General features: G+C 67.0%; 23 protein-coding genes. 20 read left to right on the forward strand and 3 right to left on the reverse strand.

Going from position 1 to position 25773, the window contains the following annotated elements:
• Positions 1-56: 56 nt before the first annotated feature.
• The 5 genes from BR47_RS0126490 to BR47_RS0126510 are packed head-to-tail and all read left to right on the forward strand — an operon-like array spanning position 57 to position 4828.
• Positions 57-920, forward strand: a complete 864-nt coding sequence (locus tag BR47_RS0126490; RefSeq protein WP_051635028.1) for an alpha/beta fold hydrolase — start codon at positions 57-59, stop codon at positions 918-920.
• A gap of 9 nt (positions 921-929) precedes the next feature.
• Complete coding sequence (locus BR47_RS0126495; RefSeq protein WP_029121338.1) at positions 930-1649, forward strand: hypothetical protein; 720 nt, start codon at positions 930-932, stop codon at positions 1647-1649.
• Between the two features lie 10 nt (positions 1650-1659).
• A complete protein-coding gene (locus BR47_RS0126500; protein ID WP_029121339.1) occupies positions 1660-2490 on the forward strand; it encodes an alpha/beta fold hydrolase in 831 nt (276 codons plus the stop codon).
• 5 nt (positions 2491-2495) lie between these two features.
• On the forward strand, positions 2496-3419 hold the full coding sequence (locus BR47_RS0126505) for an NADP-dependent oxidoreductase (RefSeq protein WP_225433779.1): 924 nt from the start codon (positions 2496-2498) through the stop codon (positions 3417-3419).
• Positions 3416-4828 carry a dihydrolipoyl dehydrogenase family protein gene (locus BR47_RS0126510; protein WP_036427837.1) on the forward strand — a complete coding sequence of 471 codons (1413 nt, stop codon included), beginning with the start codon at positions 3416-3418 and terminating at the stop codon, positions 4826-4828. The genes BR47_RS0126505 and BR47_RS0126510 overlap by 4 nt, the downstream gene beginning before the upstream one ends.
• 43 nt (positions 4829-4871) lie before the next feature.
• Here BR47_RS0126510 and BR47_RS0126515 read toward each other — a convergent pair whose 3' ends face one another.
• On the reverse strand, positions 4872-5900 hold the full coding sequence (locus tag BR47_RS0126515) for an alcohol dehydrogenase (RefSeq protein ID WP_029121342.1): 1029 nt from the start codon (positions 5898-5900) through the stop codon (positions 4872-4874).
• 174 nt (positions 5901-6074) lie between these two features.
• Between BR47_RS0126515 and BR47_RS0126520 the strand changes: the two genes are divergently transcribed.
• The 10 genes from BR47_RS0126520 (at position 6075) to BR47_RS32315 (ending at position 17453) form a co-directional block, all read left to right on the forward strand.
• The gene (locus tag BR47_RS0126520) at positions 6075-6752 is read left to right on the forward strand and encodes a TIGR03086 family metal-binding protein (protein ID WP_231506790.1); all 678 of its coding nucleotides are present in this window, start codon (positions 6075-6077) and stop codon (positions 6750-6752) included.
• A gap of 25 nt (positions 6753-6777) precedes the next feature.
• Positions 6778-7827 (forward strand): N-acetyl-gamma-glutamyl-phosphate reductase, encoded by a 1050-nt coding sequence (gene argC / locus BR47_RS0126525; protein WP_177127435.1) that lies wholly within the window; start codon positions 6778-6780, stop codon positions 7825-7827.
• Positions 7824-9038: a bifunctional glutamate N-acetyltransferase/amino-acid acetyltransferase ArgJ gene (gene argJ / locus BR47_RS0126530; RefSeq protein ID WP_029121345.1), complete on the forward strand. Its 1215-nt coding sequence runs from the start codon at positions 7824-7826 to the stop codon at positions 9036-9038. Before argC ends, argJ begins: the two co-directional genes overlap by 4 nt.
• Complete coding sequence (gene argB / locus BR47_RS0126535; protein ID WP_029121346.1) at positions 9035-9919, forward strand: acetylglutamate kinase; 885 nt, start codon at positions 9035-9037, stop codon at positions 9917-9919. Before argJ ends, argB begins: the two co-directional genes overlap by 4 nt.
• On the forward strand, positions 9916-11103 hold the full coding sequence (locus BR47_RS0126540; protein WP_029121347.1) for an acetylornithine transaminase: 1188 nt from the start codon (positions 9916-9918) through the stop codon (positions 11101-11103). The genes argB and BR47_RS0126540 overlap by 4 nt, the downstream gene beginning before the upstream one ends.
• Positions 11100-12029 (forward strand): ornithine carbamoyltransferase, encoded by a 930-nt coding sequence (argF, locus tag BR47_RS0126545; RefSeq protein WP_020103336.1) that lies wholly within the window; start codon positions 11100-11102, stop codon positions 12027-12029. The genes BR47_RS0126540 and argF overlap by 4 nt, the downstream gene beginning before the upstream one ends.
• Positions 12026-12499, forward strand: a complete 474-nt coding sequence (locus tag BR47_RS0126550; protein ID WP_029121348.1) for an arginine repressor — start codon at positions 12026-12028, stop codon at positions 12497-12499. The genes argF and BR47_RS0126550 overlap by 4 nt, the downstream gene beginning before the upstream one ends.
• Before the next feature lie 26 nt (positions 12500-12525).
• Positions 12526-13725, forward strand: coding sequence for an argininosuccinate synthase (locus tag BR47_RS0126555; protein WP_029121349.1), 1200 nt, complete (start codon positions 12526-12528; stop codon positions 13723-13725).
• A 93-nt stretch (positions 13726-13818) separates the two neighbouring features.
• Complete coding sequence (gene argH / locus BR47_RS0126560; RefSeq protein WP_029121350.1) at positions 13819-15240, forward strand: argininosuccinate lyase; 1422 nt, start codon at positions 13819-13821, stop codon at positions 15238-15240.
• Between the two features lie 257 nt (positions 15241-15497).
• On the forward strand, positions 15498-17453 hold the full coding sequence (locus tag BR47_RS32315) for a DUF5677 domain-containing protein (RefSeq protein ID WP_081831411.1): 1956 nt from the start codon (positions 15498-15500) through the stop codon (positions 17451-17453).
• On the opposite strand, the gene BR47_RS33360 is transcribed toward BR47_RS32315, so the two are convergent.
• On the reverse strand, positions 17435-17950 hold the full coding sequence (locus tag BR47_RS33360; protein WP_141772323.1) for a hypothetical protein: 516 nt from the start codon (positions 17948-17950) through the stop codon (positions 17435-17437). The genes BR47_RS32315 and BR47_RS33360 overlap by 19 nt on opposite strands.
• Positions 17951-18181: 231 nt before the next feature.
• On the opposite strand from BR47_RS33360, the gene BR47_RS0126575 reads away from it, so the two are divergent.
• From BR47_RS0126575 to BR47_RS0126590, 4 genes are read left to right on the forward strand one after another with little or no spacing between them, the layout of a single operon-like run.
• Entirely contained in the window at positions 18182-18481 is a 300-nt protein-coding gene (locus BR47_RS0126575; RefSeq protein ID WP_020103340.1) for an HNH endonuclease, read from the forward strand.
• A 26-nt stretch (positions 18482-18507) separates the two neighbouring features.
• Positions 18508-20067, forward strand: coding sequence for an HD domain-containing phosphohydrolase (locus tag BR47_RS0126580; protein WP_029121352.1), 1560 nt, complete (start codon positions 18508-18510; stop codon positions 20065-20067).
• Between the two features lie 52 nt (positions 20068-20119).
• Complete coding sequence (locus tag BR47_RS0126585; RefSeq protein ID WP_020103342.1) at positions 20120-20518, forward strand: nuclear transport factor 2 family protein; 399 nt, start codon at positions 20120-20122, stop codon at positions 20516-20518.
• Positions 20515-20880, forward strand: a complete 366-nt coding sequence (locus BR47_RS0126590) for a DsrE family protein (protein WP_020103343.1) — start codon at positions 20515-20517, stop codon at positions 20878-20880. Before BR47_RS0126585 ends, BR47_RS0126590 begins: the two co-directional genes overlap by 4 nt.
• Here the strand turns inward: BR47_RS0126590 and BR47_RS0126595 are convergent.
• Positions 20874-22667, reverse strand: coding sequence for an ABC-F family ATP-binding cassette domain-containing protein (locus tag BR47_RS0126595; RefSeq protein WP_029121353.1), 1794 nt, complete (start codon positions 22665-22667; stop codon positions 20874-20876). The genes BR47_RS0126590 and BR47_RS0126595 overlap by 7 nt on opposite strands.
• 130 nt (positions 22668-22797) lie before the next feature.
• Between BR47_RS0126595 and BR47_RS0126600 the strand changes: the two genes are divergently transcribed.
• On the forward strand, positions 22798-25770 hold the full coding sequence (locus BR47_RS0126600; RefSeq protein WP_020103345.1) for an acyl-CoA synthetase: 2973 nt from the start codon (positions 22798-22800) through the stop codon (positions 25768-25770).
• The last annotated feature ends 3 nt before the right edge of the window (positions 25771-25773 follow it).

Consider the following 25773-nt stretch of genomic DNA (forward strand, 5'->3'; position numbering starts at 1 on the left):
CGGGGACCGGTCGAGATCGCAGGCTGGTGCCATCGACAACAGCGGAGAGGCAACACATGACGGAGGTCGTCACCGTGGCGGACGCAGCGCGCGCCGCCAATCTCGAAATCGAGGTCGCCGGCGAACGGTTCGCCTACCGGCGCATTGGTAACCCATCAGTCACCCTGCCCCCGTTGGTGTTGCTGCAGCATTTTCGCGGCAACCTGGACTACTGGGACCCGGCACTGCTCGACGTTCTGGCGGCCGACCGTGAGGTGCTCACCGTCGACCTGCGTGGAGTCGGTGGCTCCACCGGGACCACCCCCGACAACGTCACGGATATGGCGCGCGACGCCCTGCAGTTCATCGATGCCCTCGGGCTCACATCCGTTGACCTGCTGGGGTTTTCGCTGGGCGGCCACATCGCCCAGGAGATCGCTCTGGTGCGTCCACGGTTGCCGCGCAGGCTGGTGCTCGCCGGCACGGCCCCGCAGGGTGCTCCCGATCTGCACCGCTGGTCCGAAGACGTTTACACCTACGCGTGCGCCGACGAGATCACCGCTGAGGGATTCATCGCGCTGTTCTTCTCCGGCTCGCAACAGAGTGTCCAGCGGGGCTGGGAATACCTGGCCCGCACACATGCCCGCAGCACGGACCGAGATCCCGAGACCACCCTGGCCTGCCGAGATGCGCAGTACCAGGCCCTGATGACCTGGGGTATCCCGGAATCGTCAAAACTGGAACGTCTTTCGGCCATCACCCAGCCGACGCTGGTCGCCAACGGCGACAACGACACCATGATGTCCACCAAGAACAGCTATCTGCTGGCGGAGAAGATCCGGGGTGCCCAGCTGCGCGTCTACCCCGACGCAGGCCACGGATTTCTCGACCAGTACCCGGTCGAGTTCGGCCAGCACATCCGCCAATTCCTCGGCCGTTAAGGAGAATTCATGACAGACCTGCTCACCACCGTTCTGAACACGTACGGCGGAGTCGACCGTTGGCGCGAACTGAGCTCGGTCACCGCGCACAAGCGGTTCGGCGGCGCCATCTGGGACATCAAGGCCGTCCCCGGGATCGTCGACGACGGCGAGATCACCGTTTGGATCAAAGACCAACGTACGTCGCTGCGGCCTTTCACCGCACCCGATCTGAAGACCGCCTACACCCCGCAGCGGGTGGGTATCGAGACGACAGATGGGGACGTCGTGGAGGTACTCGACGACCCGCGCGCCTCGTTTGCCGGACACAGCCTCGAAACGCCCTGGTCCACATTGCAGTTGGCGTACTTCACCGGATACGCCATGTGGACCTACACCGCCGAACCGTTCAACCTGACCTTCCCTGGAGTGCATACCGAGGAGGGCGAACCCTGGACCGAGGACGGGCAGCGGTGGCGCACACTGCACGTCGATTATCCCGACACCATCGCCACCCACAGCCCGCACCAGATCCTCTACGTCGATGCCGACGGATTGATCCGGCGACGCGACTACCAGGTCGACATTGCCGGGGGATCCCCGGGCGCGCACTATATCTCGGATTTCGATGAGATCGATGGTCTGGTGATCCCACGTACCCGGATGATCTACGTCCGCGACGCCGACAACCACCCGATCCCAGAGCAACTCGTGGTGTCCATCGAACTGACCGACATCACTGTCAACTGAAGGGAAAACCATGGCATACCTGTCCGATCAGGCCGAGGACCGCTTCGTCGGCGGCCCCGGCGGCGAACGGTTCCATTACCGCCGATTCGGGAGCACCGGCGGGGTGCCCCTGGTGCTGTGCATGCGTCTGCGTGGCACCGTCGACCACTGGGACCCGCAACTGCTCGATGCGCTGGCCGCCGAGCGGGAGGTCATCGTGTTCGACAACCGCGGCACCAGCCTGTCCAGTGGCCATGCGCCGACTTCCATCGACGGGCTCGCGGATGGTGGGATCGCGTTCATCGGGGCATTGGGTCTCACGCAGGTCGACGTGCTCGGCTGGTCTCTGGGTGGCATTGTGGCCCAAGGCATTGCACTGCGGGCACCAGAACTGGTGCGTCGCCTGGTGGTGGCGGGCAGCACCCCGGCCGGAGTGCCGGACCAGCCGCCGCCCGGACCGCGGGTGGGGGAGGTCCTGGGCCATGCCGTCAATGACGATGAGGACTACCTGTACCTGTTCTTCCCGGAGACCGATCAGGGTCGCGCCGCCGGGCTGGCGTCGTTGCGGCGCTTGGATACTCGGCTGGCTCAGTCCGGGGCCGCGGTGCAGGGAGACACTTACCGCGCGCAACTGGGTGCCATCGCTGCTTTCGGCGGCTACTACTCACGCCTGGCCGAGCTGAAGCTGCCCGTGCTGGTTGCTAACGGCGCCCACGACGTGATGATCAATTCCTATGCCACCTATGCGATGTCGCAGCAGCTGCCGGACGCCAAGGTGGTGCTCTACAGCGCCGCCGGACACGGATTCCTATTCCAGCACATCGCGGATTTCGCGCACGACGTCAACCGGTTCCTGGGATGAGCGGCATGAGAGCCATCAGCCAGCACGAACTCGGCGGCCCCGAGGTGCTGCAGCTCGTCGAGATCGACCGTCCCACACCGGGGATCGGGCAGATCCTGGTTCGGGTGCAGGCCGCCGGAGTGAACCCGGTCGACGCGATGAACCGTCGGAGCGGGGTCTTGGTCGGGGCGGCACCGTTCGTTCTCGGCTGGGATGTGTCGGGTACCGTCGAGGCCGTCGGTACCGGTGTCACCCTGTACCAGCCGGGTGACGACGTGTTCGGCCTGTTGCCGTTCCCGCAGGGTCATGGTGCCTACGCCGAATACGTCGTCGCACCAACCCGGGTGTTCGTGCGAAAACCGGTCAACTTGAACCACATTCAGGCTGCCGCGTTGCCGCTGGCCGGGCTGACGGCCTGGCAGGCGCTGGTGGACACCGCCGGTATCGGCGAGAGTAGTCGGGTGCTGATCACCGCCGCGGCCGGCGGGGTGGGGCATCTGGCCGTGCAGATCGCCAAAGCCTACGGCGCTTACGTCATCGGGCTGGTGGCACCCGACAAGGTCGAGATCGTCGCCGGCCTCGGTGCAGATGAGGTGATCGACTACACCACAACCGATTTCACGGCATTTATCAGCGATGTGGATGTGGTGTTCGACCTCATCGGGCACGACTATCCGGCGAAGGCGCTGCAGGTGCTCAAACCCGGCGGCTTGCTGGTGTCGACGCAACCGCAGTCCCTGACTGCGGTCACCGCCGATGCCGTTGCCCGCGGTATTCGGCCGGCCGAGTTGCTCGTCGAGGCCGACCGCCTCGGGATGACAGCCCTGGCCGAGCTGGCCGGCCGCGGCGCGCTGGTTCCGACGATCGGGGCAACCTTCCCGCTGGAGCAGGCCGGGCAGGCGCAGTCCCACCGCGCCGCGACCGGCAAGGTGGTGCTGACCCTCGCATGACGCACATCGTGGAAAGCACAGCGATCGAGGCTGACCTCCTCGTCATTGGTTTCGGTAAAGGCGGCAAGACGCTGGCCGGCGACGTCGGCCGGGCAGGACAACGGGTGGTCCTGGTCGAACAGTCGGCGCAGATGTTCGGTGGCACCTGTATCAACACCGGTTGCGTGCCGACGAAATCGATGGTCTATCAGGGTGAGAAGCACACAGCGCCCCACCTGTCGGGCGAATTGGCTTATGCCGCAGCGGTTGCCGCGACCGAGCGGTTGACTGCAGGTCTGCGCTCAGCCAATCTTGCTGCACTCGAGAGCATTCCGTCAGTCACGGTGCTCATCGGCACCGCGACGTTCCTCGATGCCAACACGGTGCAGGTCGGCAGCGATGCAGGTGCCGTGACGGTCAGCGCCCGCCAGATTGTCATCGGAACCGGGGCACGCGCCGGCACCACAGACATACCCGGGCTGGCTGATTGCCCGGTCGCTGTGACGAACGTCGAGCTGTTGCACCAGACCGCACGCCCCGAACGCCTGGTCGTTCTCGGGGGCGGATTCATCGGGCTGGAATTCGCGTCGATGTATGCCGCGTTCGGCTGCTCGGTCACCATACTTGAGCAGCATCCGGCGGTACTCGCAGGCGAGGAACCAGACATCGCGGACCTGGCACGCTCACTGCTGGCCGCGCGCGGCGTGGACATCCAAACCGGTGCCGACGTCGTTGACGTGCAGACGGTCCTCCGTCCCGGAGCCGCGCCGATGGCTCGCGTCCAGTACCTGAGCGATGGACAATCGGTCAGTGTGGACGCCGACACGGTCTTGGTCGCGCTCGGCCGCATGCCGAACACGAGCGCCCTGCGCCTCGACCGGGCGGGCGTACAGACCACCGACAAGGGTGCCGTGGTCGTCGATGACCACCGTCGCACCAGCGTGCCCCACATCTTCGCCGTCGGTGACGTCACCGGGGGGCCGCAGTTCACCTATATCTCACTCGATGACTATCGCATCGTCGCCGACCAACTGTCCGGGGTCGATGAGCCGCGACGGGCGTCGCAACGCACGGCGGTACCCACCTGTCTTTTCCTCACCCCGCCGCTGGCACGGGTGGGTTTGACTGAGTCGCAGGCGCGCAGTGCGGGTTACGACGTACTCGTCGCCGCAAGTCCGGTGGCAAATCTCGCAACCGTGGCCCGTGCACGCATAGTCGAACAGGCCGAGGGAATGATGAAGGTTGTCGTTGACGCCACCACCGACGAGATCCTCGGCGCCACACTGTGGTGCCATGACGCCCACGAAGTGATCAACATCGTCGCATTGGCGATGCGGCACGGTATCACCGCAGGCGCACTGCGCGACGAGATCTACACCCACCCTTCGATGTCGGAGTGCTTCAACCAACTGCTGGGACTATTGGCCTGAGCGCATTTTTCCGGACGACCACCTGAGGCGTCGCCGCGACCGCTTATTCAGCGTCGGTCATCGTCAGGACCACCCGAAAACGCGCTTCGTTGCGCATCATCCGGTCGTATCCGGTGGCCGCTTCCCGCAACGGCATCGGTTCAACCCACGGCCGGATACCGTGCAGGGCAGCGAATTCCAGGGTGTCTTCAGTATCTGCTGAGGTGCCGGCGGGATGTCCGTGAATCGTGCCCGAACTGTTGATCAGTTGCAGCGGTGTGATGTCGAGTGGTTCAGCGAGCACGGCAAGCGTGAGTACCTCACCGTGTGGAGCGAGGCCGTCGCCGGCGACGCTGATCGCGGCCCGATTGGTGGCCGTCGCCGCCACCACCCGCGCACCACCGAGCTTGCGCAGTTCGGCGGCCACGTCGGTGGCGGTCGAGTCGATGTAATGGTGGGCGCCCAATTGGTAAGCCATATCGGCCTTTTCGGCACCGCGCGCTATGGCCACCGTCCGGAATCCCATGTGGGCGGCGAACTGCACGCCCAGGTGACCCAGTCCGCCGATACCCAACACGGCCACCACATCGCCGGGGCGTGCGCCGCTGTGGCGCAGCGAATTGAACATCGTCACTCCGGCACACGCGAGTGGGGCAGCGTCGACGGCGGTGAGGGCGTCTGGAATGCGCGCCAGTCCGGACTGGTGCACGAGCAGCATTTCGGCGTAGCCGCCGGGAAACCCGGCCCCGGTCACCTTCGAGCGCACACAGTGCACGAAATCGCCACGCCGACAGCGGAAACAGCTCCCGCAGTAGTACCCGAACCAGCCGACCGTGACTCGGTCGCCGACCTGCCAGTCGAGCACTCCGGGGCCGACCGCCTCGATGTGGCCGGCGACCTCGTGGCCTGGCGTCACCGGAAAGACCGTGCCGGGCAGGTAACCCGCGGCGATCTGCGAGTCGGAATGACACACGCCGCAGGCTTCGACACGGACTCGCACCTCGCCGTCGGCGGGCTCGAGCACCGGCCGATCCGTGAGTGTGATTGCACCGCCGGGCTCAGTGACCTCGACGCTGCGGTAGGTGGCGAACATGGATGAATTTCCCTTTCTGTAGAGCGGATTACGCGGGGGTGGCGATATCGAGCACCACGCGAAACCGGGCGCGCCCAGACCTCATCCGGCCGACGCGGTCGCCGACCTGCCGGCGCCCGATACGTCGTCACCGAATCAGGACACCAACTCGGCCCGGTTTGCGGTATCCGCACGGTGACCGTCGTTTGGCGCGCCACCGACGCGACGCGCCTCCAGGTGAATTGTCCAGGTCGACGCGGGCCGGCAGCGTGGACCCGCAGTCAGATTGCTGATGCCGGGCGCAGCGAGGCAAGGCAAGAATCGCCTCTTGTGAACGAGCTGTCGAGCGCTGAAACGGCATTGAACGCAGTTGGCCCGGTACTTGCCGCCGCTGTCGGCGAGAACCTGCGTTTGCCGACTCCGTGCCCGGGATTCGATGTCGCCGAGCTGGCGGACCACCTGGTGGGGACTGTGACGATGGTGGGCGACGCCGCCGGCGCGCACGTGTTCGTCAGCCCGAACCTGGACGTCGAGGCGCGCATCTCGCAGGCTGCGACTTCGGTGATCGAGGCCTGGCGCAGACGAGGCACGAGTGGCGACGCGGTGTTCGCCGGCAGGGTCATGCCCGCGCATCTTGCGTTGGGTGTGTTGTCGGTCGAGTTGGTGGTACACGGTTGGGACTTCGCGCAGGCCCTGGCGCGCCCGCTGCCGATCACAGCTGCGCACGCCGACTTCGTGCTCTCTCTTGCGCATCGCATCATTACCCCGGACAGCCGGCGTACTGCGGGATTCGAACAGCCGGTGGCGATCACCACCGACGCCGAAGCGATGGATCGTTTGGTCGCGTTCACCGGACGCCACCCGCAACGCTAATTGGTTTGCAAGTTGATGCATAACCATGCAGAATCGGGTCATGACTTCTGTGGCAGTGGCCGGCGCCAGTGGGTATGCCGGCGGCGAGATTCTGCGGCTTCTGCTGGGCCATCCGGCCTATGCGGACGGTCGCCTCACCATCGGTGCCCTGACCGCCGCGGGTAATGCCGGAACCACGGTCGGTGACCACCACCCGCACCTGCTGCCTATCGCGCAGCAGGTGCTGCAGCCCACCGAGGTCGACGTCCTCGCCGGGCATGACGTCGTGTTTCTGGGTCTGCCGCACGGACATTCGGCCGCGCTCGCGCAGCAACTCGGCCCGGACACCCTGATCGTCGACTGCGGCGCCGACTTCCGGCTCACCGATGCCGCCGCGTGGGAGAAGTTCTACGGCTCCGAGCACGCCGGCAGCTGGCCGTACGGTCTGCCCGAGCTGCCCGGCGGTCGCGACAAGCTGGTCGGCACGAAACGTATTGCGGTACCGGGCTGTTACCCGACCTCGGCCCTGCTGGCCTTGGTGCCTGCCGTCGCCGCTGGGCTCGTCGAACCCAACGTCACCGTGGTGGCGGTCAGTGGCACCTCGGGTGCCGGCAAGTCGGCCAAGGTCGACCTGTCGGCTGCCGAGGTCATCGGCTCGGCCCGGGCCTACAACGTCGGCGGCGCGCACCGGCACACCCCGGAGATCGCGCAGGGCCTGCGTGCCGTCACCGACAAGGACGTGACGGTGTCGTTCACCCCGGTGCTGATCCCCACGTCGCGCGGCATCCTGGCCACCTGCACCGCGCGCACCACCGCGACCGTCGAGGAGATCCGGGCCGCGTACGAAAAGGCCTACGCCAGTGAGCCGTTCATCTACCTGTTGCCGGAAGGGCAGCTGCCCAAGACCGGTTCGGTCATCGGCAGCAACGCCGCGCAGATCGCCGTCGCCGTCGACGAGGATGCGAGGACTCTCGTCGCCCTGTGCGCCATCGACAACCTGACCAAGGGCACCGGCGGCGCGGCAGTACAGTCCATGAACATCGCGCTCGGCTGGCCGGAAACCGAAGGACTATCCACCGTGGGAGTAGCACCGTGACTTCAACCTCGCCGACCCCGTCCCTGCATCGCAACCAGGGCGTCACCGCGCCCGAAGGCTTCCGGGCAGCCGGAATCGCCGCCGGCATCAAGGCTTCCGGGAAACCGGACCTGGCCCTGGTTTTCAACGAAGGCCCCGATCTGTCGGCGGCCGGGGTGTTCACCCGCAACAAGGTGCGGGCCGCCCCCGTGCAGTGGAGCGAGCAGGTTCTCAAGTCCGGCCGGTTGCGGACGGTGATCCTGAATTCCGGTGGCGCCAATGCCTGTACCGGTCCGGGCGGTTTCCAGGACACGCACCAGACGGCCGAGGCCGTCGCCGCGGCACTCAGCGACTGGGGTACCGAGACCGGTGCCATCGAGGTCGCGGTGTGCTCGACCGGGCTGATCGGTGACCGGCTCCCGATGGACAAGGTGCTCGCCGGCGTCACCGAGATCGTGCACGAGATGGCCGGTGGCCTCTCCGGCGGTGACGAGGCCGCGCGGGCCATCATGACCACCGACACGGTGCCGAAACAGGTTGCGCTGCACCATCCGGGCAAGTGGACCGTCGGTGCCATGGCCAAGGGTGCCGGCATGATGGCCCCGTCGCTCGCGACCATGCTGGTGGTCATCACCACCGATGCCGTCGCGGACGCCGAGGCGCTCAAACTGGCACTGAAGAACGCCGCCGGCAAGACGTTCGACCGGCTCGACATCGACGGCAGCTGCTCCACCAACGACACCGTGCTGCTGCTGTCGTCCGGGGCCAGTGAAATCCGGCCCAGCCAGAGCGAATTGGACGAGGCCGTCCTGGCGGTTTGCGACGATCTGTGCGCGCAACTGCAGGCCGACGCCGAGGGCGTCACCAAGCGCATCGCGATCACCGTCAAGGGCGCGGCCACTGAGGACGACGCCCTCGTGGGTGCGCGGGCGCTCGCGCGCGACAGCCTCGTGAAGACCGCGCTGTTCGGGTCCGACCCCAACTGGGGCCGGGTCCTGGCCGCGATCGGCATCGCGCCCATCGAACTGATCGCCGACCGAATCAGCGTGTCGTTCAACGGTTCCGCGGTGTGCATCGACGGCGCCGGTGCGCCGGGTGCCCGCGACGTCGACCTGTCGGGCGCCGACATCGAGGTCATTGTCGACCTGAAGATCGGCGAGCACGAGGCGACCATCCGGACCACCGACCTGTCACACGCGTACGTCGAAGAGAACTCGGCGTACAGCTCGTGAGCACCGCCGGGCTCACCACTGCAGTCAAAGCCGCAGTCCTTGCCGAGGCCCTGCCGTGGCTCAAGCAACTGCACGGCAAGATCGTCGTGGTGAAGTACGGCGGCAACGCCATGACCGACGACACCCTCAAGGCGGCCTTCGCCGCCGACATGGCGTTCCTGCGCAACTGCGGCATCCAGCCCGTCGTCGTGCACGGCGGCGGTCCGCAGATCAGCGCCATGCTGAAACACCTTGGTATCGAAGGTGATTTCAAGGGCGGCTTCCGGGTCACCACACCGGAGGTCCTCGAGGTCGCGCGCATGGTGCTGTTCGGGCAGGTCGGCCGCGAGCTGGTCGGGCTGATCAACGCCCACGGCCCCTACGCCGTCGGCATCACCGGTGAGGACGCGCAGCTGTTCACCGCGGTGCGGCGCAGCGTGACGGTCGACGGGGTTCCCACCGACATCGGACTGGTCGGCGACGTCGAGCACGTCAACGCCGACGCCATCCTGGATCTCATTGATGCGGGCCGGATTCCGGTGGTGTCCACCATCGCTCCCGACGCCGACGGCGTGGTGCACAACATCAACGCCGACACCGCCGCTGCCGCCGTGGCCGAGGCGCTCGGCGCCGAGAAGCTGCTGATGCTCACCGACGTCGAAGGCCTGTACACCGACTGGCCGGACCGCAACTCGCTGGTCACCGAAATCGACACGGCCGCACTGGCGCAACTGCTGCCCAAGCTCGAATCCGGCATGGTGCCCAAGATCGAGGCATGCCTGCGCGCCGTGCAGAACGGCGTCCCGAGCGCGCACGTCATCGACGGCCGCGTCGAACACTGCGTCCTCGTCGAACTGTTCACCGACGAGGGCACCGGAACCAAGGTCGTATCACCCGCATGAAGGAAACCGAAGCAATGCAAGCCCGTTGGCAGGCAGTGATGACCAACAACTACGGCACGCCGCCGGTCGCCCTGGTCAGCGGCGACGGCGCCGTGGTGACCGACGCCGACGGCAAGAGCTACGTCGACTTCCTGGCCGGCATCGCGGTCAACGTGCTGGGCCACCGGCATCCCGCGGTGATCGAGGCGGTCACCACCCAGCTGAACACGTTGGGGCACACTTCGAATCTGTATGCCACCGAACCGGGTATCGCGCTCGCCGAGGCCCTCGTGGCGCAGTTGGGTGCCCCGGCCCGGGTGTTCTTCTGCAACTCCGGTGCCGAGGCCAACGAAGCCGCTTTCAAAATCAGCCGGCTCACCGGCCGCACCAAAATCGTTGCGGCCCAAGGTGCCTTCCACGGCCGCACCATGGGGTCGCTGGCGCTGACGGGCCAGCCCGGCAAGCAGGAGCCGTTCCTGCCGCTGCCCGGTGATGTCACCCACGTGCCGTACGGCGACGTCGACGCGCTCGAAGCGGCCGTCACCGACGAGACCGCGGCCGTGTTCCTCGAACCGATCATGGGCGAGGGCGGCGTCGTCACCCCGCCCGCCGGCTACCTGGCCAAGGCGCGGGAGCTCACCGCGAAACACGGTGCGCTGCTGGTGCTCGACGAGGTGCAGACCGGCATCGGCCGGACGGGCGCCTTCTACGCCCATCAGCACGACGGCATCACGCCCGACGTCATCACGCTGGCCAAGGGGCTCGGCGGCGGCCTGCCCATCGGCGCCTGCATCGCCATCGGGGCGGCAGCCGACCTGCTGCAGCCGGGCATGCACGGCAGCACCTTCGGCGGTAACCCGGTGTGCACCGCCGCGGGCCTGGCGGTCGTCAAGACGCTGGCCGACGACGATCTCGTGCACCGCGCCGACGCCGCGGGCAAGACGCTGGCGCACGGCATCGAGGAACTGGGCCACCCACTGGTCGATCACGTGCGGGGCCGCGGGCTGCTGCTCGGCGTCGTCCTGACCGCGCCGCAGGCCAAGGCCGTCGAAAACGCCGCGCGCGACGCGGGTTTCCTCGTCAACGCCGCGGCCGCGGACGTCGTGCGGCTCGCACCGCCGCTGGTCATCACCGACGCGCAGATCGACGCGTTCCTGACCGCTCTACCCACCGTTCTCGACACCGCAGCAGGGGAGTCCCAGTGATCCGCCATTTCCTCCGTGACGACGACCTGACCCCCGAGGAGCAGGCCGAGGTCCTGGCGCTCGCCGCCGAACTCAAGAAGGCGCCGTTCAGCCGTCGGCCGCTCGAGGGTCCGCGGGGCATCGCCGTCATCTTCGAGAAGAACTCCACCCGCACCCGCTTCTCGTTCGAGATGGGTATCGCCCAGCTCGGCGGGCACGCCGTCGTCGTCGACGGCCGCAGTACCCAGCTGGGTCGCGAGGAGACGCTCGAGGACACCGGTGCCGTGTTGTCGCGCTACGTCGACGGCATCGTCTGGCGTACCTTCGCGCAGGAACGCCTGACCGCCATGGCGTCGGGCGCGACCGTCCCGATCGTCAATGCGTTGTCCGACGAGTTCCACCCCTGCCAGGTGCTGGCCGATCTGCAGACCATCGCCGAGCGCAAGGGCAAGCTGGCCGGGCTCAACATGTCGTACCTCGGCGACGGCGCCAACAACATGGCGCACTCGCTGATGGTCGGCGGCGTGACCGCGGGCATCAACGTGACCATCGCCGCGCCGAAGGGGTTCGAGCCCGACCCGCAGTTCGTCGAGGCGGCCAAGAAGCGCGCGGCGGAGACGGGCGCGACCGTCACCGTCACCACGGACCCGCAGGCCGCGGCCGACGGCGCCGACGTCCTCGTCACCGACACCTGGACCTCGATGGGCCAGGAGAACGACGGCCTGGACCGCGTGCGGCCGTTCCGTCCGTTCCAGGTCAACACCGCGCTGCTCGGCCGGGCGGCAGACGACGCCGTCGTGCTGCACTGCCTGCCGGCGCACCGTGGGGACGAGATCACCGACGAGGTGATCGACGGCCCGCAGAGCGCGGTGTTCGACGAGGCCGAGAACCGCCTGCACGCCCAGAAGGCCATGTTGGTGTGGCTGCTGGAACGTAACGGCCGATGACAGCGCCGACCCGGGCCGGACGGCAGTCGCGCATCGTGGCGCTGCTGTCGTCGAACCCGGTGCGCAGCCAGACCGAACTCGCGGCCCTGCTCGCCGCCGAGGGCATCGAGGTCACCCAGGCCACGCTGTCGCGCGACCTGGAGGAACTGGGTGCGGTCAAGCTTAGGGGCGCCGACGGCGGCACCGGCGTCTACGTCGTCCCCGAGGACGGCAGTCCCGTCAAAGGCGTGTCCGGCGGCACCGAGCGGTTGTCTCGGCTGCTGGGCGAGTTGCTGGTGTCCACCGACGCCAGCGCCAACCTGGCGGTGTTACGTACGCCACCTGGGGCGGCGCAGTACCTGGCCAGTGCAATAGATCGGGCGGCTCTGCCTTATGTTGTGGGCACGATTGCCGGTGATGACACCATTTTCGTCGTCGCCCGCGAACCGATGAGCGGCGCTGAGCTCGCCGCCACCTTCGAGAACCTGTAGCAGTACGAGAACAAGGAGATTGACACATGTCCGAGCGCGTCATCCTGGCGTATTCCGGCGGTCTGGACACTTCGGTCGCGATCAGCTGGATCGGCAAGGAGACCGGCAAGGAAGTCGTTGCCGTGGCCATCGACCTGGGCCAGGGCGGCGAGGACATGGAGGTTGTCCGGCAGCGTGCCATTGACTGCGGCGCCGTCGAGGCCGTCGTGGTCGACGCCCGCGACGAGTTCGCCGACGAGTACTGCCTGCCGACCATCAAGGCCAACGCGCTGTACATGGACCGGTACCCGCTGGTGTCGGCCATCTCGCGGCCGCTGATCGTCAAGCACCTCGTCGAGGCCGCCCGCAGCCACGGCGGCACCGTCGTCGCGCACGGCTGCACCGGCAAGGGCAACGACCAGGTCCGCTTCGAGGTCGGCTTCAACACCCTGGCCCCCGAGCTGGAGGTCATCGCTCCGGTCCGCGACTACGCCTGGACCCGCGAGAAGGCCATCGCCTTCGCGCAGGAGAACGACATCCCGATCAACGTCACCAAGAAGTCGCCGTTCTCGATCGACCAGAACGTGTGGGGCCGCGCCGTCGAGACCGGCTTCCTCGAGGACCTGTGGAACGCCCCGACCAAGGACGTCTACGACTACACCGAGGACCCGACGGTCCACTTCAACACCCCCGACGAGCTGATCATCAGCTTCGACAAGGGCCGCCCGGTCGCCATCGACGGCCGCCCGCTGAGCGTGCTGCAGATCATCCAGGAGCTCAACAGCCGCGCCGGTGCGCAGGGCGTCGGCCGCCTGGACGTCGTCGAGGATCGCCTCGTCGGCATCAAGTCTCGCGAAATCTACGAGGCCCCGGGCGCCATGGTGCTCATCACCGCGCACACCGAGCTCGAGCACGTCACCCTGGAGCGCGAGCTCGGCCGCTACAAGCGCGGCGTCGACCGCAAGTGGGGCGAGCTCACCTACGACGGTCTCTGGTACAGCCCGCTGAAGGCCTCGTTGGAGGCGTTCGTCGAGCACACCCAGCAGCACGTCTCCGGCGACATCCGCCTGGTCCTGCACGGCGGTCACATCACCGTCAACGGCCGTCGCTCGGCTGAGTCGCTCTACGACTTCAACCTCGCCACCTACGACGAGGGCGACAGCTTCGACCAGAGCGCCGCCAAGGGCTTCGTCCAGCTGCACGGCCTGAGCTCCAAGATCTCCGCCAAGCGCGATCTGGGCCTGTAACAACCACTTCCCGCGAGCGGCCGTGTTTGTACACCGACACACCGTGTTCAGCTGTACAAAAGCGGCCGCTCGCACTCGACGAGGGGCACGTTAATGAGCACCGGTGGGACCAACGAAGGTTCGCTGTGGGGTGGCCGGTTTGCCTCCGGCCCGTCCGACGCGCTTGCCGCACTGAGCAAGTCGACGCACTTCGACTGGGCGCTGGCGCCATATGACGTCACGGCATCCAAGGCGCACGCTCGCGTGCTGCACAACGCCGGGCTGCTCACCGACGAGCAGCGCGATGGGCTGTTGGCCGGGCTCGACAGCCTGGGGAACGACGTCGCCGACGGGTCCTTCGGGCCGCTGCCGACGGACGAGGACGTGCACGGTGCGCTGGAGCGCGGCCTGATCGACCGTGTCGGTGAGGACCTCGGTGGTCGGCTGCGCGCGGGCCGGTCTCGCAACGACCAGGTGGCGACGCTGTTCCGCATGTGGCTGCGCGACGCCATCAAGGCCGTCGGCAACGGCGTGCTCGATGTGGCGGCCGCGCTGGCCGGCCAGGCTGCGGCGTACCCGACGGCGATCATGCCCGGCAAGACGCACCTGCAGTCGGCGCAACCCGTGCTGTTGGCCCACCACCTTCTCGCGCACGCGCACCCGCTGCTGCGCGACGCCGACCGGCTGCTCGATCTGGACAAGCGGGCGGCGGTGTCGCCGTACGGATCCGGCGCGCTCGCCGGTAGCTCGCTGGGCCTGGACCCCGATGCCATCGCGGCAGATCTGGGGTTCGCTGCGGCTGCGGACAATTCGATCGACGCCACTTCGTCGCGTGACTTCGCCGCCGAGGCGGCGTTCGTGTTCGCGATGATCGCCGTGGATTTGTCCCGGCTGTCCGAGGACATCATCCTTTGGAGCACAACGGAATTCGGCTATGTCAAGCTGCACGACTCGTGGTCGACCGGCAGTTCGATCATGCCGCAGAAGAAGAATCCCGACATCGCCGAACTGGCCCGCGGCAAGTCCGGCCGCCTGATCGGCAACCTGGCCGGCCTGCTGGCCACCCTCAAGGCCCAGCCGCTGGCCTACAACCGGGATCTGCAGGAGGACAAGGAGCCGGTCTTCGATTCGGTCGCCCAGCTCCAGCTGTTGCTGCCGGCAATGGCCGGCCTGGTCGGCACCCTGACCTTCGACACTGACCGGATGGCCGCGCTGGCGCCGCTCGGCTACACCCTGGCCACCGACATCGCGGAATGGATGGTGCGCCAAGGTATTCCGTTCCGCGTCGCGCATGAGGCAGCGGGTGCGGCGGTCAAGGCCGCCGAGGCCAGGGGAGTCGGGCTGGAAGAACTCGCCGCCGACGAGCTGGCCGGCATCCATCCGGGACTCACCGCCGAGGTGCGGGACGTGCTGACCATCGCCGGTTCGGTCGACTCGCGTGATGCCCGTGGCGGCACGTCGCCGGCTCGGGTTGCCGAGCAGCTCGTCACCGTGCGCGACACCGCCGACCGCTTGCGGGCCCGCCTGCAGGGCTGAGGCCGTCGGCGGCCTTAGGCTCGGGCGGCCTCGTAGCCTGCTGCTTACCTGTGTTGAATGTGGCGTCTGCTGATCCGAAAGCACGAAATATCAACGACAAACTTCTCTTTCGGCGCGGTGGCCGACCGATAGTCGTCGGTCGAGGAGAAATGCCGTAGCGCCAGCTACCGACTTTGTCGGACAGCTCTCCGCCGGTGCGCCAGACAGCATTCCTGATCGCGGTCTGTTGGGCGCCCGCATAAATGAAGATGTGACGGATGAACCCCCGCATCTCCGCCTCGCACGTTAAGTCCCGTAATGCTGTGAACTCACTCCGGCTACTGCTCGAGGAACACGGGCACATCGTGGAAGAGGTTCCCGGCGCCAGCGACTTCGGTGAAGACCTGCGCGTAACACTAGGCAATGGACGGGAACGCACCGGCTACATCGTCTCTATCCAGGTCAAGAGCGGACGTTCGCTTCGCAGCGCACACGGATATCGAGTTCCTGTGGGGCATCACGGCAGTAACTGGGTCGAGAGCAATCTTCCGGTCGCATGCGTCGTTCATGACCCAGAGAGGCGGTCGTTTTTCTGGGCCAACGCGAGCAAGCAGCTCCGTCATGCAAAGCTGACGATGCAGGAGATTCGCTCGATTGCGGTCTCAAATGAATCGCCGCTGAATGAAGCGAGCCTGCCGATCTTCGTTGCGGAGATGCGGGGCTACATCGATGGTTCTCGGGACATCCACAACGCCATTGAAGAATTGGCTGGCATCGCGATCGGTCCGAGAGACTACGTCGCCTATGCACCGAACATCTTTGGCGAGCGGATGGCGTTCATCCAGCCGTTCGGTGCCGATCACGCGCTGCTGATCCACGAAGATCTCGAGCCGTACCCGATCGAGATCACTATGGAATCCCTCGCGCTGCCCGGCAGCCAGCGACATGAGGAGCTGATTCCTCACGAACTCCTGGAGAACGTGCCACTGCTCAATGACAGCATCATCCTCAACATGGAGGAGGCGACGTGGATCGTGTCCTGCTTCGCTAACAGCCAATGGCATCGTGGAGAGCCAGTTCATGGAGAATCAGGGCCAGGCTCTGAGACGCATCGTGACTACCCTGCGCAATCCGATGAGGAACCGACGGGAGATGGCAAGGATAGGGTCGATTCGGAGGCGTCCGAGAATGAGATCCTCCGACGTATCGGACGGCGAATTACTGGAAGTCTTGCTTATGAGCAGCGATTCCCGGGCTTTCGTGACGATCCGGTTCCGGCTCTGGAGCAGTTCGTTGTCCGCCGGCATGAGGGATTGCTCGAGGATATTTTCCAGCTCGGATTTGCGCGGAATTCTGCCACTCGACCGATCATCGAGACGGTGCAGCGAAATTTCCAGGAGCTTGCTCCTATCCTGCAGGGGTACATCGCCGTTGGCGTGCAGGTGAATAATTTCGCGATCGGTAAGTGGCGACGCCGCGGTCGCCCGAAGGTGATCGTCGAGGCGCTTGCGCAGATCCATGCGCGGAGTCTGCTTGTTGCCGATGAGGTGTTCACCTTGCTGTTTTCTGGCTACCCCGCAGGAGCGCAGGCGCTCTCTCGGACCCTCTACGAACTCGGGATCGTCGCGAAGTTCATCGCCGCAGGTCCGGCCGCGCTCGCTCAACGCTATCTGCTCAGTCACATCGTCGAGATGCATCGACGTCAGGACGAGGAACGCGCCGACCGGATCGATGAACTAGATCCTGAGGTCCGCGCTCTGTGGTCGGAACTCGACCGCCGACACGCTCGCGTTATCGCAACTCACGGTGAAGAAATGGGTTTCGTCAATGGTTGGGCCTGGCCTGCCTTTGCCAATCAAGAAGGCGGTCGTCCGCGGAAACGGAAGGCAATCACATTCGCTGAGATCGAAGAACGTGTCAATGAGACCGAACGCAAGTGGCGCTATAGATCCGCCAGCCACTACGTTCATGCGGTGCACCTTGGCACTGTCAAGTCGCTCGCTACGGACACTCCAGGGCACCTCGTTCTCGGTCCCCGACCGGTCGGATTTGCGGAGCCTGCTACTGACTGTCTTTGGGACGTACATGAAGTGGCGGAGACGTTCTTGCGTGCGGTATACCGGTCGAGTGGAGACCCGGAAGTCCTCTATTGGTTGGAGGTGCAGACGCTAGCGGTGACCGCAATGCATGGACTCGTCAATGAAAGGGCTTTTGGTCACTCCGGGTTCGAGTAGTTCTCAGCCTCAAACTGCTGCACTACGTCTAGGAAATCTCGAACCTCCTGCGGGCTGAATAGGTGCATGTTCATCTCCGTCACGATGTAGCCGAGTTTGCGCCATGCGAGCAGCGGCTCTGTCCGGAGGCCGGCCTCCACAGCGCCCTCGATGACTTCGTCGATGGCGGCGTCCAACTCATCGATTGACATCGGCTCGGGTTCTACCGCGGACGGCGAGGGGAGAATCGGATCGTCTGGTCCGGGCTTCCGGCCGAATCGTTCTTCGAATTTGCGTTCGGCGTGCTTCCACGCCTCAGAAAACTCCTCTCCAAAGCTGCTCTTCGGATCCCAAGAGAGGACACGGCTTCCGTCCGACCTTCGCTCGACGATATGGGAGTAGGAGGTATCAGCTTGTCGGCGGAGCACGATTGATTGGTGCACCGAGGCCCAGCGGGATTGTGCCGCAAGCCGTTCACGCATCGCGTGAAGCGTCATTGGGGGCTCAAAGTCAGCCATGGGTCCATTGTTGTCCTGAGTACTCACGCCCCGCTTGATGTTTGCTTGTTCCGGGACGTAGGAAGCTCCATTCGAGGACTGGCTCGGGCTGCCGAGCAGCTCGTCACCGTGCGCGACACCGCCGACCGCTTGCGGGCCCGCCTGCAGGGCTGAGGCCGTCGGCGGCCTTAGGCTCGGGCGGTGCCTGCCCGAAGCCGTGCCGCGGTCTACGCCAGACGTCGCAAACGTCGGATGGCGAAGGTCGACCACGACCTGACGACGCAGCAGTGGGCTGTCCTGCAAGAGATTTGGGGCGGCTGCGCCTACTGCGGCGCGGACGACGCCGATCTGCAGAAGGACTGCGTGCAGCCCATTTCCCGCGGCGGTCGGTACACGCTCGACAATGTGGTGCCCGCCTGCCGGTCCTGCAATGCCAGCAAGTGCAACGCCGAGGTGACGGGTTGGCTGCGTCGAAAGAAGTTGGATGAGGGCAGGTTTCTGCTCAGGAAGGCCACCATCGCCAGGGAACTGGCGCAATACACCGGATCCTGACGCCGCCCGGCACCTACGCTGAGCCGATGGCCGGTACCCAGACGCCCGAAGTGCGCCTGGCGGAGCTCATTGCCTCGCTCTCGCTGGCCACCGATCTCGGACTGGGGCAGCCGCAGGAGCACGTGTTGCGCCAGACGGTCATCGCGACGCGCCTGGCCGCCGCGGCAGGCATGGCACCCGAGCATCAGGCCGCGGCCTTCTACGTGTCGCTGCTGGCCTGGATGGGATGCGTCGCCGACTCGCACGAGCTGGCGCACTGGTTCGCCGACGACCTCCAGATGCGTGCCGACAGCTACCAAGTGGACAAGGCGGGCCCCGGCATGGCGCGGTTTCTGCTCGGGCACCTCGCACAGGGGCAGCCGGCGTTGCAGCGCATCACCATGGTCGGGCGCTTCCTGGCCCAGGGCGTCGCCGATATGCCGAAACTCTTTGTCAGCCACTGTCAGACGGCCAGCGACATCGCCGACCGCCTGGACCTGCCGCCCGAGGTGCGCACCGCGCTGCTGGACGCCTTCGAGCGCTGGGACGGCAAGGGCGTGCCGGGGCGGGCGCGGGGTGCGGAGATCCAACCGGTGATGCGCGTCGTCCACATCGCGGACGACGCCGAAGTGCACCACCGCGCCGCCGGTGTCGACGGGGCACTGGAGATGCTGCGCAGCCGCCGGGGGACCGAATTCGACCCGGAACTCGTCGACATGTGTTGCAGCCGTCCGGACGAGATCTTCGGGGGACTCGACACCGTCGACGCCTGGGGTTCGGTGATCCGGGGTTGCACACCGCTGGATCGCACTGTCCCGGAGGCTGAGTTGACCGCGGTCCTGCGGGTCTTCGCCGACTATGCCGACCTGAAATCGCCCTGGTTCCTCGGCTATTCACGCCGCGTCGCCGAACTCACCGCGGCGGCGGCCACAGCGGCCGGCCTCGGTGCTGACGACGTCGCCCTCGCTGAGCGTGCGGCGCTGGTGCATCGCATCGGAGCCATTGGCGTCTCGACGGGCATCTGGAACAAGCCGGGGCCCTTGACCGTCGCCGAACGCGAACGCGTCCGCACCGTCCCCTATCTCACCGAACGGGTGCTGTGCCGCCAACCGCGGCTGTGCGAAATCGGCGCGGTCGCCGCGGCCGGCTACGAACGCATGGACGGCAGCGGCTACCCACGCGGGCTGACCGGCACGGCCATTCCCGCGCCCGCGCGGCTGCTGGCCGCCGCCGCGGTCTACCAGGCGCTCGGCGAGGATCGCCCGCACCGGACGGCGTTCGCACCGGCCGACCGCACCGCGGCCATGCATGCCGAGGTGACGGCAGGACGGCTCGATGCCGAAGCCGTCGCCGCCGTGCTCGCCGCCGCGGGCTGCCGGCCGGGTCGCCGTCCCCGGCTGGTCGCCGGCCTGACCGGCCGCGAACTCGAGGTGCTCGAGCTACTGGTCCGTGGGTCGTCGAATCGGCAGATCGCCCAACACCTTTCGATCACGCCGCGCACCGTCGGCACCCACGTCGAACACATCTACACCAAGATCGGGGTGTCGACCCGCGGCGCCGCCGCCATGTTCGCCATGCGCCACGGGCTGGTCAGCGCGGCTGAATAGATCGGGTATTCACCCGATGCGCCCCGGTGTCGGCGGGCCGTAGAACCGATACATGAACAACGACACCGGCACAGGATGGGCAGTGGCGGGCGCATTCCTGGAGGCCTTCGCCGGCCAGGATTTCGCCTCGCTGGCCGAATGCCTTGATCCCGACGTACATTTCCGCGCCCTGATTCCGCCCGGCCTCGTCGACGTGACCGGGGCCGACGACACCGTCGGCCGCTTCCGGCACTGGTTCGGTGCCGACAACTTCGAACTGGTCGACGCCTCCGTCGGCCGCGTGGGAGACCGCGTCGCGTTGAGTTGGCGGGTCCGCACCTCGCCGCCCGGTGACCCGACCGCCGTCAAGATCGTCGAGCAACGCATGTTCGCCGCCGCCGATGACCGCATCCATTCAATCGACTTGCTGTGCTCAGGATTTCAGTCCGAACCGAAGGAGAACCGCTCATGAGCTCGAAAGTGGCGATCAGCCTCACTACCGGTCTGGAGGACGCCGAGAAGGTCACCATCGCCCTGCTGATGGCGGTCGGCGCAGCCGAACAGGGACATCCGACGATGATGTTCCTGGCCAAAGAAGCCGTGCGGCTGGGCCAGCCCGGATTCGCGCTCGGCGTCGCCTGCGACGGCTGCCCGCCGCTGCCGGACCTCATGGCCCGCTACGAAGCCGCCGGCGGCAGGTTCCTTATCTGCCCGATCTGCTTCAACGCCAAAGCCCTTGACGCAGAACAAATCCTCGCCAATGCCGAGCTGGGCGGCACCATCCCGCTGTGGCAGTGGATCGGCGACGAGCCGGCCACCACGTTCAGCTACTGAACTTCTTCGGACAGTTCCATCCAGCGTTCCTCCAGCTCGGTGACTTCGCTTTCGAGCTCGCGCAGCGAGCCGGTAAGACGTTGCAGAGCTTCGTAGTCGCCCTGGTCGTGCTCGGCGAGACGCTGGTGTGCGGTGTCGATCTGGCCGGCGAGCTTTTCCAGCCGGCGTTCGATGGCGGTGAGTTCCTTCTGCGCCGCGCGCAGCTCGGCACCAGACAACCCCTCAGGCGCCGCCGCGGCGGGTTTGGCTGCGGCGGTACCGGTTTGGGCCGCGTGCGTCGCCCGCAGGCGCAGGTACTCGTCGACACCGCCGGGCAGGTGCCGCAACCGGCCACCGAGGATGCCGAACTGCTGATCGGTGACGCGCTCCAGGAAGTACCGGTCGTGGCTGACCACGATCAGCGTTCCCGGCCAGGAGTCCAGCAGGTCCTCCATGGCCGCCAGCATGTCGGTGTCCAGGTCGTTGGTCGGCTCGTCGAGGATCAGCACGTTGGGCTGTTCGAGCAGGATCAGGAGCAGCTGCAGCCGGCGCTGCTGCCCGCCGGACAGATCCTGCACCGGCGTGGACAGCTGCGCGCTGGCGAAGCCGAGGCGCTCCAGCAGCTGACTCGGGCTGAGTTCCTGTGCCTTGGAACCGGATCCGAAGGTGTACGTCGTGGCCAGCCGACTGAGCACCACACGTACGGGTTCGTCGAGATGCTCGGCCAACTTCTCCACGCCCTGGGTCAGCGTGGCGATCTGCACCGTCTTGCCGTGCTTGACCCGGCCCTCGGTCGGCTCGACCGAGCCGTCGATCAATCCGAGCAGCGTCGACTTGCCGGCGCCGTTGACGCCGAGGATGCCCGTGCGCTCGCCGGGGGCGATCCGCCACTCGACGTCCTGCAGCACCTGCCGGTCGCCGTAGGTCACCGACGCGTCCAGAATGTCGACGACCTGCTTGCCCAGCCGGGTCACCGCCAGCGACTGCAGCGCCACTTTGTCGCGGATCTCGGGCACATCGGCGATCAGCGCGTTGGCGGCGTCGATGCGGAACTTCGGTTTCGACGTCCGCGCCGGTGCGCCGCGGCGCAGCCATGCGAGTTCTTTGCGGGCCAGGTTCTGCCGACGGGCCTCAGAGGCGGCCGCCTGCCGGTCGCGCTCCACGCGCTGCAGGATGTACGCCGCGTAGCCGCCCTCGAAGGGCTCGACGATGCGGTCGTGCACCTCCCATGTGGCGGTGCAGACCTCGTCGAGGAACCACCGGTCGTGGGTGACGACGAGTAAGCCACCGGCATTGGCGGCCCAGCGCTTCTTCAGATGCGCGGCCAGCCAGGTGATCGCCTCGACGTCGAGGTGGTTGGTCGGCTCGTCGAGGATCAGGACGTCGTGGTCGCCGGCGAGCAGACGGGCCAGGGCCACGCGGCGGCGCTGTCCGCCCGACAGCGTGCCGATCACTGCATTCCAGTCAAGGTCGCCGAGCAGCCCGGCGATGACGTCGCGGCCGCGCGGATCGCCGGCCCATTCGTGCTCGGGGACGTCGCCGACGACGGCGTGCCCGACGGTGTCGGTGTGATCGAGAGTGTCGGCCTGGTCGAGCATGCCGATGCGGACGCCACCGCGCACCGTCACCCGCCCGGAGTCGGGCTTGAGTCGGCCGCCCAGCATTGCCAGCAAACTGGATTTGCCGTCGCCGTTACGGCCGACGATGCCGATTCGGTCGCCCTCCTCGATCCCGACCGTCAGCGAATCGAAAACCACACGGGTCGGAAATTCCAGATGCAGGGCTTCGGCCCCGAGTAGATGCGCCATCAGGCGCAGATTCTAGGCGTCGGCCGCATGTGCCTCTGCCACGCCGTAACCACGAGGTAACCAGCGCGTTGTGCCATGATGGCGTCGTAATCGGGGGATTTGTACTTATTTGACCAAAAGGGAGTACCCGGTGGTGGACTTTTCGGTGATCACCGGGCCGGTGGAGCGGTTGGTAGCTACCGCTCAAAACGGCCTGGAAGTGCTTCGCTACGGCGGGTTGGAGACGGGCGCCGTGCCATCGCCGTTCCAGATCGTCGAGAGTGTGCCGATGTACCGCCTGCGGCGCTACTTCCCGCCGGACGCCCGTCCGGGCGCAGCCCCGGCCGGTTCGCCGGTGCTGATGGTGCATCCGATGATGATGTCCGCGGACATGTGGGACGTGACGCGCGACGACGGCGCCGTGGGCATCCTGCACGCCGCGGGCCTGGACCCTTGGGTCATCGACTTCGGCTCGCCGGATCAGGTCGAGGGCGGCATGGACCGCAACCTGGCCGACCATGTGGTGGGGCTCAGCGCGGCCATCGACACCGTCAAGGCGACCACCGGCAAAGACGTCCATCTGGCCGGCTATTCGCAGGGTGGCATGTTCGCCTACCAGACCGCCGCGTACCGGCAGTCCCGCGATCTGGCCAGCATCATCGCCTTCGGGTCCCCGGTGGACACGCTGGCCGCACTGCCGATGAACATGCCGGCGAACCTGGCATCGGGCGTCGCCGACTTCATGGCCGACCATGTCTTCAGCCGCCTCAACATCCCGGGTTGGTTGGCGCGCAACGGTTTCCAGATGCTTGACCCGATCAAGACCGCGCAGTCGCGCCTCGACTTCCTGCGTCAGCTGCATGATCGTGAAGCGCTGTTGCCGCGCGAGCAGCAGCGCCGGTTCCTGGCCAGCGAGGGCTGGATCGCCTGGTCCGGCCCGGCCATCGCGGAGCTGCTCAAGCAGTTCATCGCGCACAACCGCATGATGACCGGCGGCTTCGCCATCCACGGCAATCTGGTGACGCTGTCCGACATCACCTGCCCGGTCCTCGCCGTGGTCGGCGAGGTCGACGACATCGGTCAGCCCGCCGCGGTGCGCGGTATCAAGCGCGCCGCCCCGGAGGCCGACGTCTACGAATACCTCATTCGCGTCGGGCATTTCGGTCTCGTCGTGGGTTCCAAGGCTGCCAGCCAGAGCTGGCCGACGGTGGCGTCGTGGGTCAAGTGGCTCGACGCCGGCGGACCGATGCCTGCCGACGTGGTGCCGATGCCGTTGCAGTCCGAACTGCCGCGCGAGTCGGTGCCGCTGGCGATCCGCGTGGCCCACGGCGCCGCAGCCGCGACGGAGATGGCGTTCAGTCTCGCCAACACCGCGGCCGACGCCGTGGTGACGGCCGGCAAGTCGACGCGGGCGCTGGCCATTGAGACCGTCCGGACCCTGCCGCGGCTGGCCCGCCTCGGCCAGATCAACGACCACACGCGAATCTCGTTGGGCCGCATCATCTGTGAGCAGGCCCAGGGCGCGCCGGACGGTGAGTTCCTGCTGTTCGACGGCCGCGTGCACACCTACGAGGCAGTGGACCGCCGCATCAACAACGTCGTGCGTGGTCTGATCGAAGTCGGTGTCCGACAAGGCGTTCGGGTCGGCGTGCTGATGGAGACCCGCCCCAGCGCGCTCGTCGCCATCGCGGCGCTGTCACGCCTCGGCGCGGTGGCCGTGCTGATGCCGCCCGACGCCGACCTGGCCGTCGCGGCCCGACTCGGTGGCGTCACCGACATCATCTCCGACCCGGCCAATCTGGATGCCGCACGGCAGCTTCGGACCCGCGTGCTGGTGCTCGGCGGCGGCGAGAACCGCGACCTGCACGTGTCCGACGACGCCGACGTCGTGGACATGGAGCAGATCGACCCCGACGTCGTCGAGCTGCCCGGCTGGTACCGGCCCAACCCGGGCTATGCGCAGGACCTCGCCTACGTCGCGTTCGCCAACGTCGGCGGCGAGCTGGTGGCCCGGCAGATCACCAACTTCCGGTGGGCGCTCTCGGCATTCGGCACCGCATCGGCGGCCAACCTGGGCCGCGGCGACACCGTCTACTGCCTGACGCCGCTGCACCACCAGTCCGGCCTGCTCGTGTCGCTCGGCGGCGCGGTCGTCGGCGGCGCCCGCATCGCGCTGTCCCGTGGGCTGCGGCCCGACCGCTTCGTGCACGAACTGCGGCAGTACGGCGTCACCGTGGTGTCCTACACCTGGGCGATGCTGCGCGACGTCATCGACGACCCGTCGTTCGTGATCAACGGAACCCACCCGGTGCGCCTGTTCATCGGCTCAGGCATGCCGGCCGGGTTGTGGCGCCGCGTCGAAGAGGCGTTCCAGCCCGCGCATGTCCTTGAGTTCTTCACCACCACCGACGGTCAGGCCGTGCTGGCCAACGTGTCGGGCGCCAAGATCGGCAGCGAGGGCCGGCCGCTGCCGGGCGGCGGCCAGATCGCACTGGCTGCCTACGACGTCGACGACGACCTGATCCTCGAGGGCGACGACGGCTTCGTGGTGCGTGCCGAGCCCAACGAAGTGGGCGTGCTGCTGGCCAAGCCACGTGGACCCGTCGACCCGACGGCCTCGGTCAAGCGCGGCGTCTTCGCGCCGGGGGACACCTGGGTGTCCACCGAGTTCCTGTTCCGGCGCGACGACGACGGCGACTACTGGATGGTCGACAACCGCCGTTCGGTCATCCGCACCCCCCGCGGCGCCGTGTTCGGCAAGGAGGTCGGCAACGCGCTGGGCCGCCTCGACGCCGTCGACATCGTCGTCACCTACCGCGTGCCGGTCGGCGATCGGGAACTCGCGGTCACGGCGTTGAGCCTGCGTCCGGGTGGCAGCGTGCTGCCGGCCGAGCTCCGTGAGGCGCTGGCCGATCTGCCGGTGGGGGTGGAGCCGGACCTCATCCACGTGGTGCCGGAGCTGAAGCTGAATGCGTCCTACCGGCCCGTGCTCGCCGAGTTGCGCGCCGCCGGGGTACCCGAATCGACGGACAACTCGTGGCAGTTCGACGTCGACAGCGACGCGTTCGTGCCCTTCACCGCGGCCGCCCATGCCGAGTTGACCGCGACGGGCAGTCTGTCGTGACAG

The organism is Mycobacterium sp. UNC410CL29Cvi84 (genome assembly GCF_000686745.1).
Classification (GTDB): Bacteria; Actinomycetota; Actinomycetes; order Mycobacteriales; family Mycobacteriaceae; genus Mycobacterium; species Mycobacterium mucogenicum_B.

Bases quoted from the DNA above. Each gene is read 5' to 3' on its own strand.
- BR47_RS0126490 (WP_051635028.1), top strand. From the start codon at position 57: ATGACGGAGGTCGTCACCGTGGCGGACGCAGCGCGCGCCGCCAATCTC.
- BR47_RS0126495 (WP_029121338.1), top strand. From the start codon at position 930: ATGACAGACCTGCTCACCACCGTTCTGAACACGTACGGCGGAGTCGAC.
- BR47_RS0126500 (WP_029121339.1), top strand. From the start codon at position 1,660: ATGGCATACCTGTCCGATCAGGCCGAGGACCGCTTCGTCGGCGGCCCC.
- BR47_RS0126505 (WP_225433779.1), top strand. From the start codon at position 2,496: ATGAGAGCCATCAGCCAGCACGAACTCGGCGGCCCCGAGGTGCTGCAG.
- BR47_RS0126510 (WP_036427837.1), top strand. From the start codon at position 3,416: ATGACGCACATCGTGGAAAGCACAGCGATCGAGGCTGACCTCCTCGTC.
- BR47_RS0126515 (WP_029121342.1), bottom strand. From the start codon at position 5,900: ATGTTCGCCACCTACCGCAGCGTCGAGGTCACTGAGCCCGGCGGTGCA.
- argC (WP_177127435.1), top strand. From the start codon at position 6,778: ATGCAGAATCGGGTCATGACTTCTGTGGCAGTGGCCGGCGCCAGTGGG.
- BR47_RS0126540 (WP_029121347.1), top strand. From the start codon at position 9,916: ATGAAGGAAACCGAAGCAATGCAAGCCCGTTGGCAGGCAGTGATGACC.
- BR47_RS0126550 (WP_029121348.1), top strand. From the start codon at position 12,026: ATGACAGCGCCGACCCGGGCCGGACGGCAGTCGCGCATCGTGGCGCTG.
- BR47_RS0126555 (WP_029121349.1), top strand. From the start codon at position 12,526: ATGTCCGAGCGCGTCATCCTGGCGTATTCCGGCGGTCTGGACACTTCG.
- argH (WP_029121350.1), top strand. From the start codon at position 13,819: ATGAGCACCGGTGGGACCAACGAAGGTTCGCTGTGGGGTGGCCGGTTT.
- BR47_RS32315 (WP_081831411.1), top strand. From the start codon at position 15,498: ATGAACCCCCGCATCTCCGCCTCGCACGTTAAGTCCCGTAATGCTGTG.
- BR47_RS33360 (WP_141772323.1), bottom strand. From the start codon at position 17,950: ATGGCTGACTTTGAGCCCCCAATGACGCTTCACGCGATGCGTGAACGG.
- BR47_RS0126575 (WP_020103340.1), top strand. From the start codon at position 18,182: ATGGCGAAGGTCGACCACGACCTGACGACGCAGCAGTGGGCTGTCCTG.
- BR47_RS0126580 (WP_029121352.1), top strand. From the start codon at position 18,508: ATGGCCGGTACCCAGACGCCCGAAGTGCGCCTGGCGGAGCTCATTGCC.
- BR47_RS0126585 (WP_020103342.1), top strand. From the start codon at position 20,120: ATGAACAACGACACCGGCACAGGATGGGCAGTGGCGGGCGCATTCCTG.
- BR47_RS0126590 (WP_020103343.1), top strand. From the start codon at position 20,515: ATGAGCTCGAAAGTGGCGATCAGCCTCACTACCGGTCTGGAGGACGCC.
- BR47_RS0126595 (WP_029121353.1), bottom strand. From the start codon at position 22,667: ATGGCGCATCTACTCGGGGCCGAAGCCCTGCATCTGGAATTTCCGACC.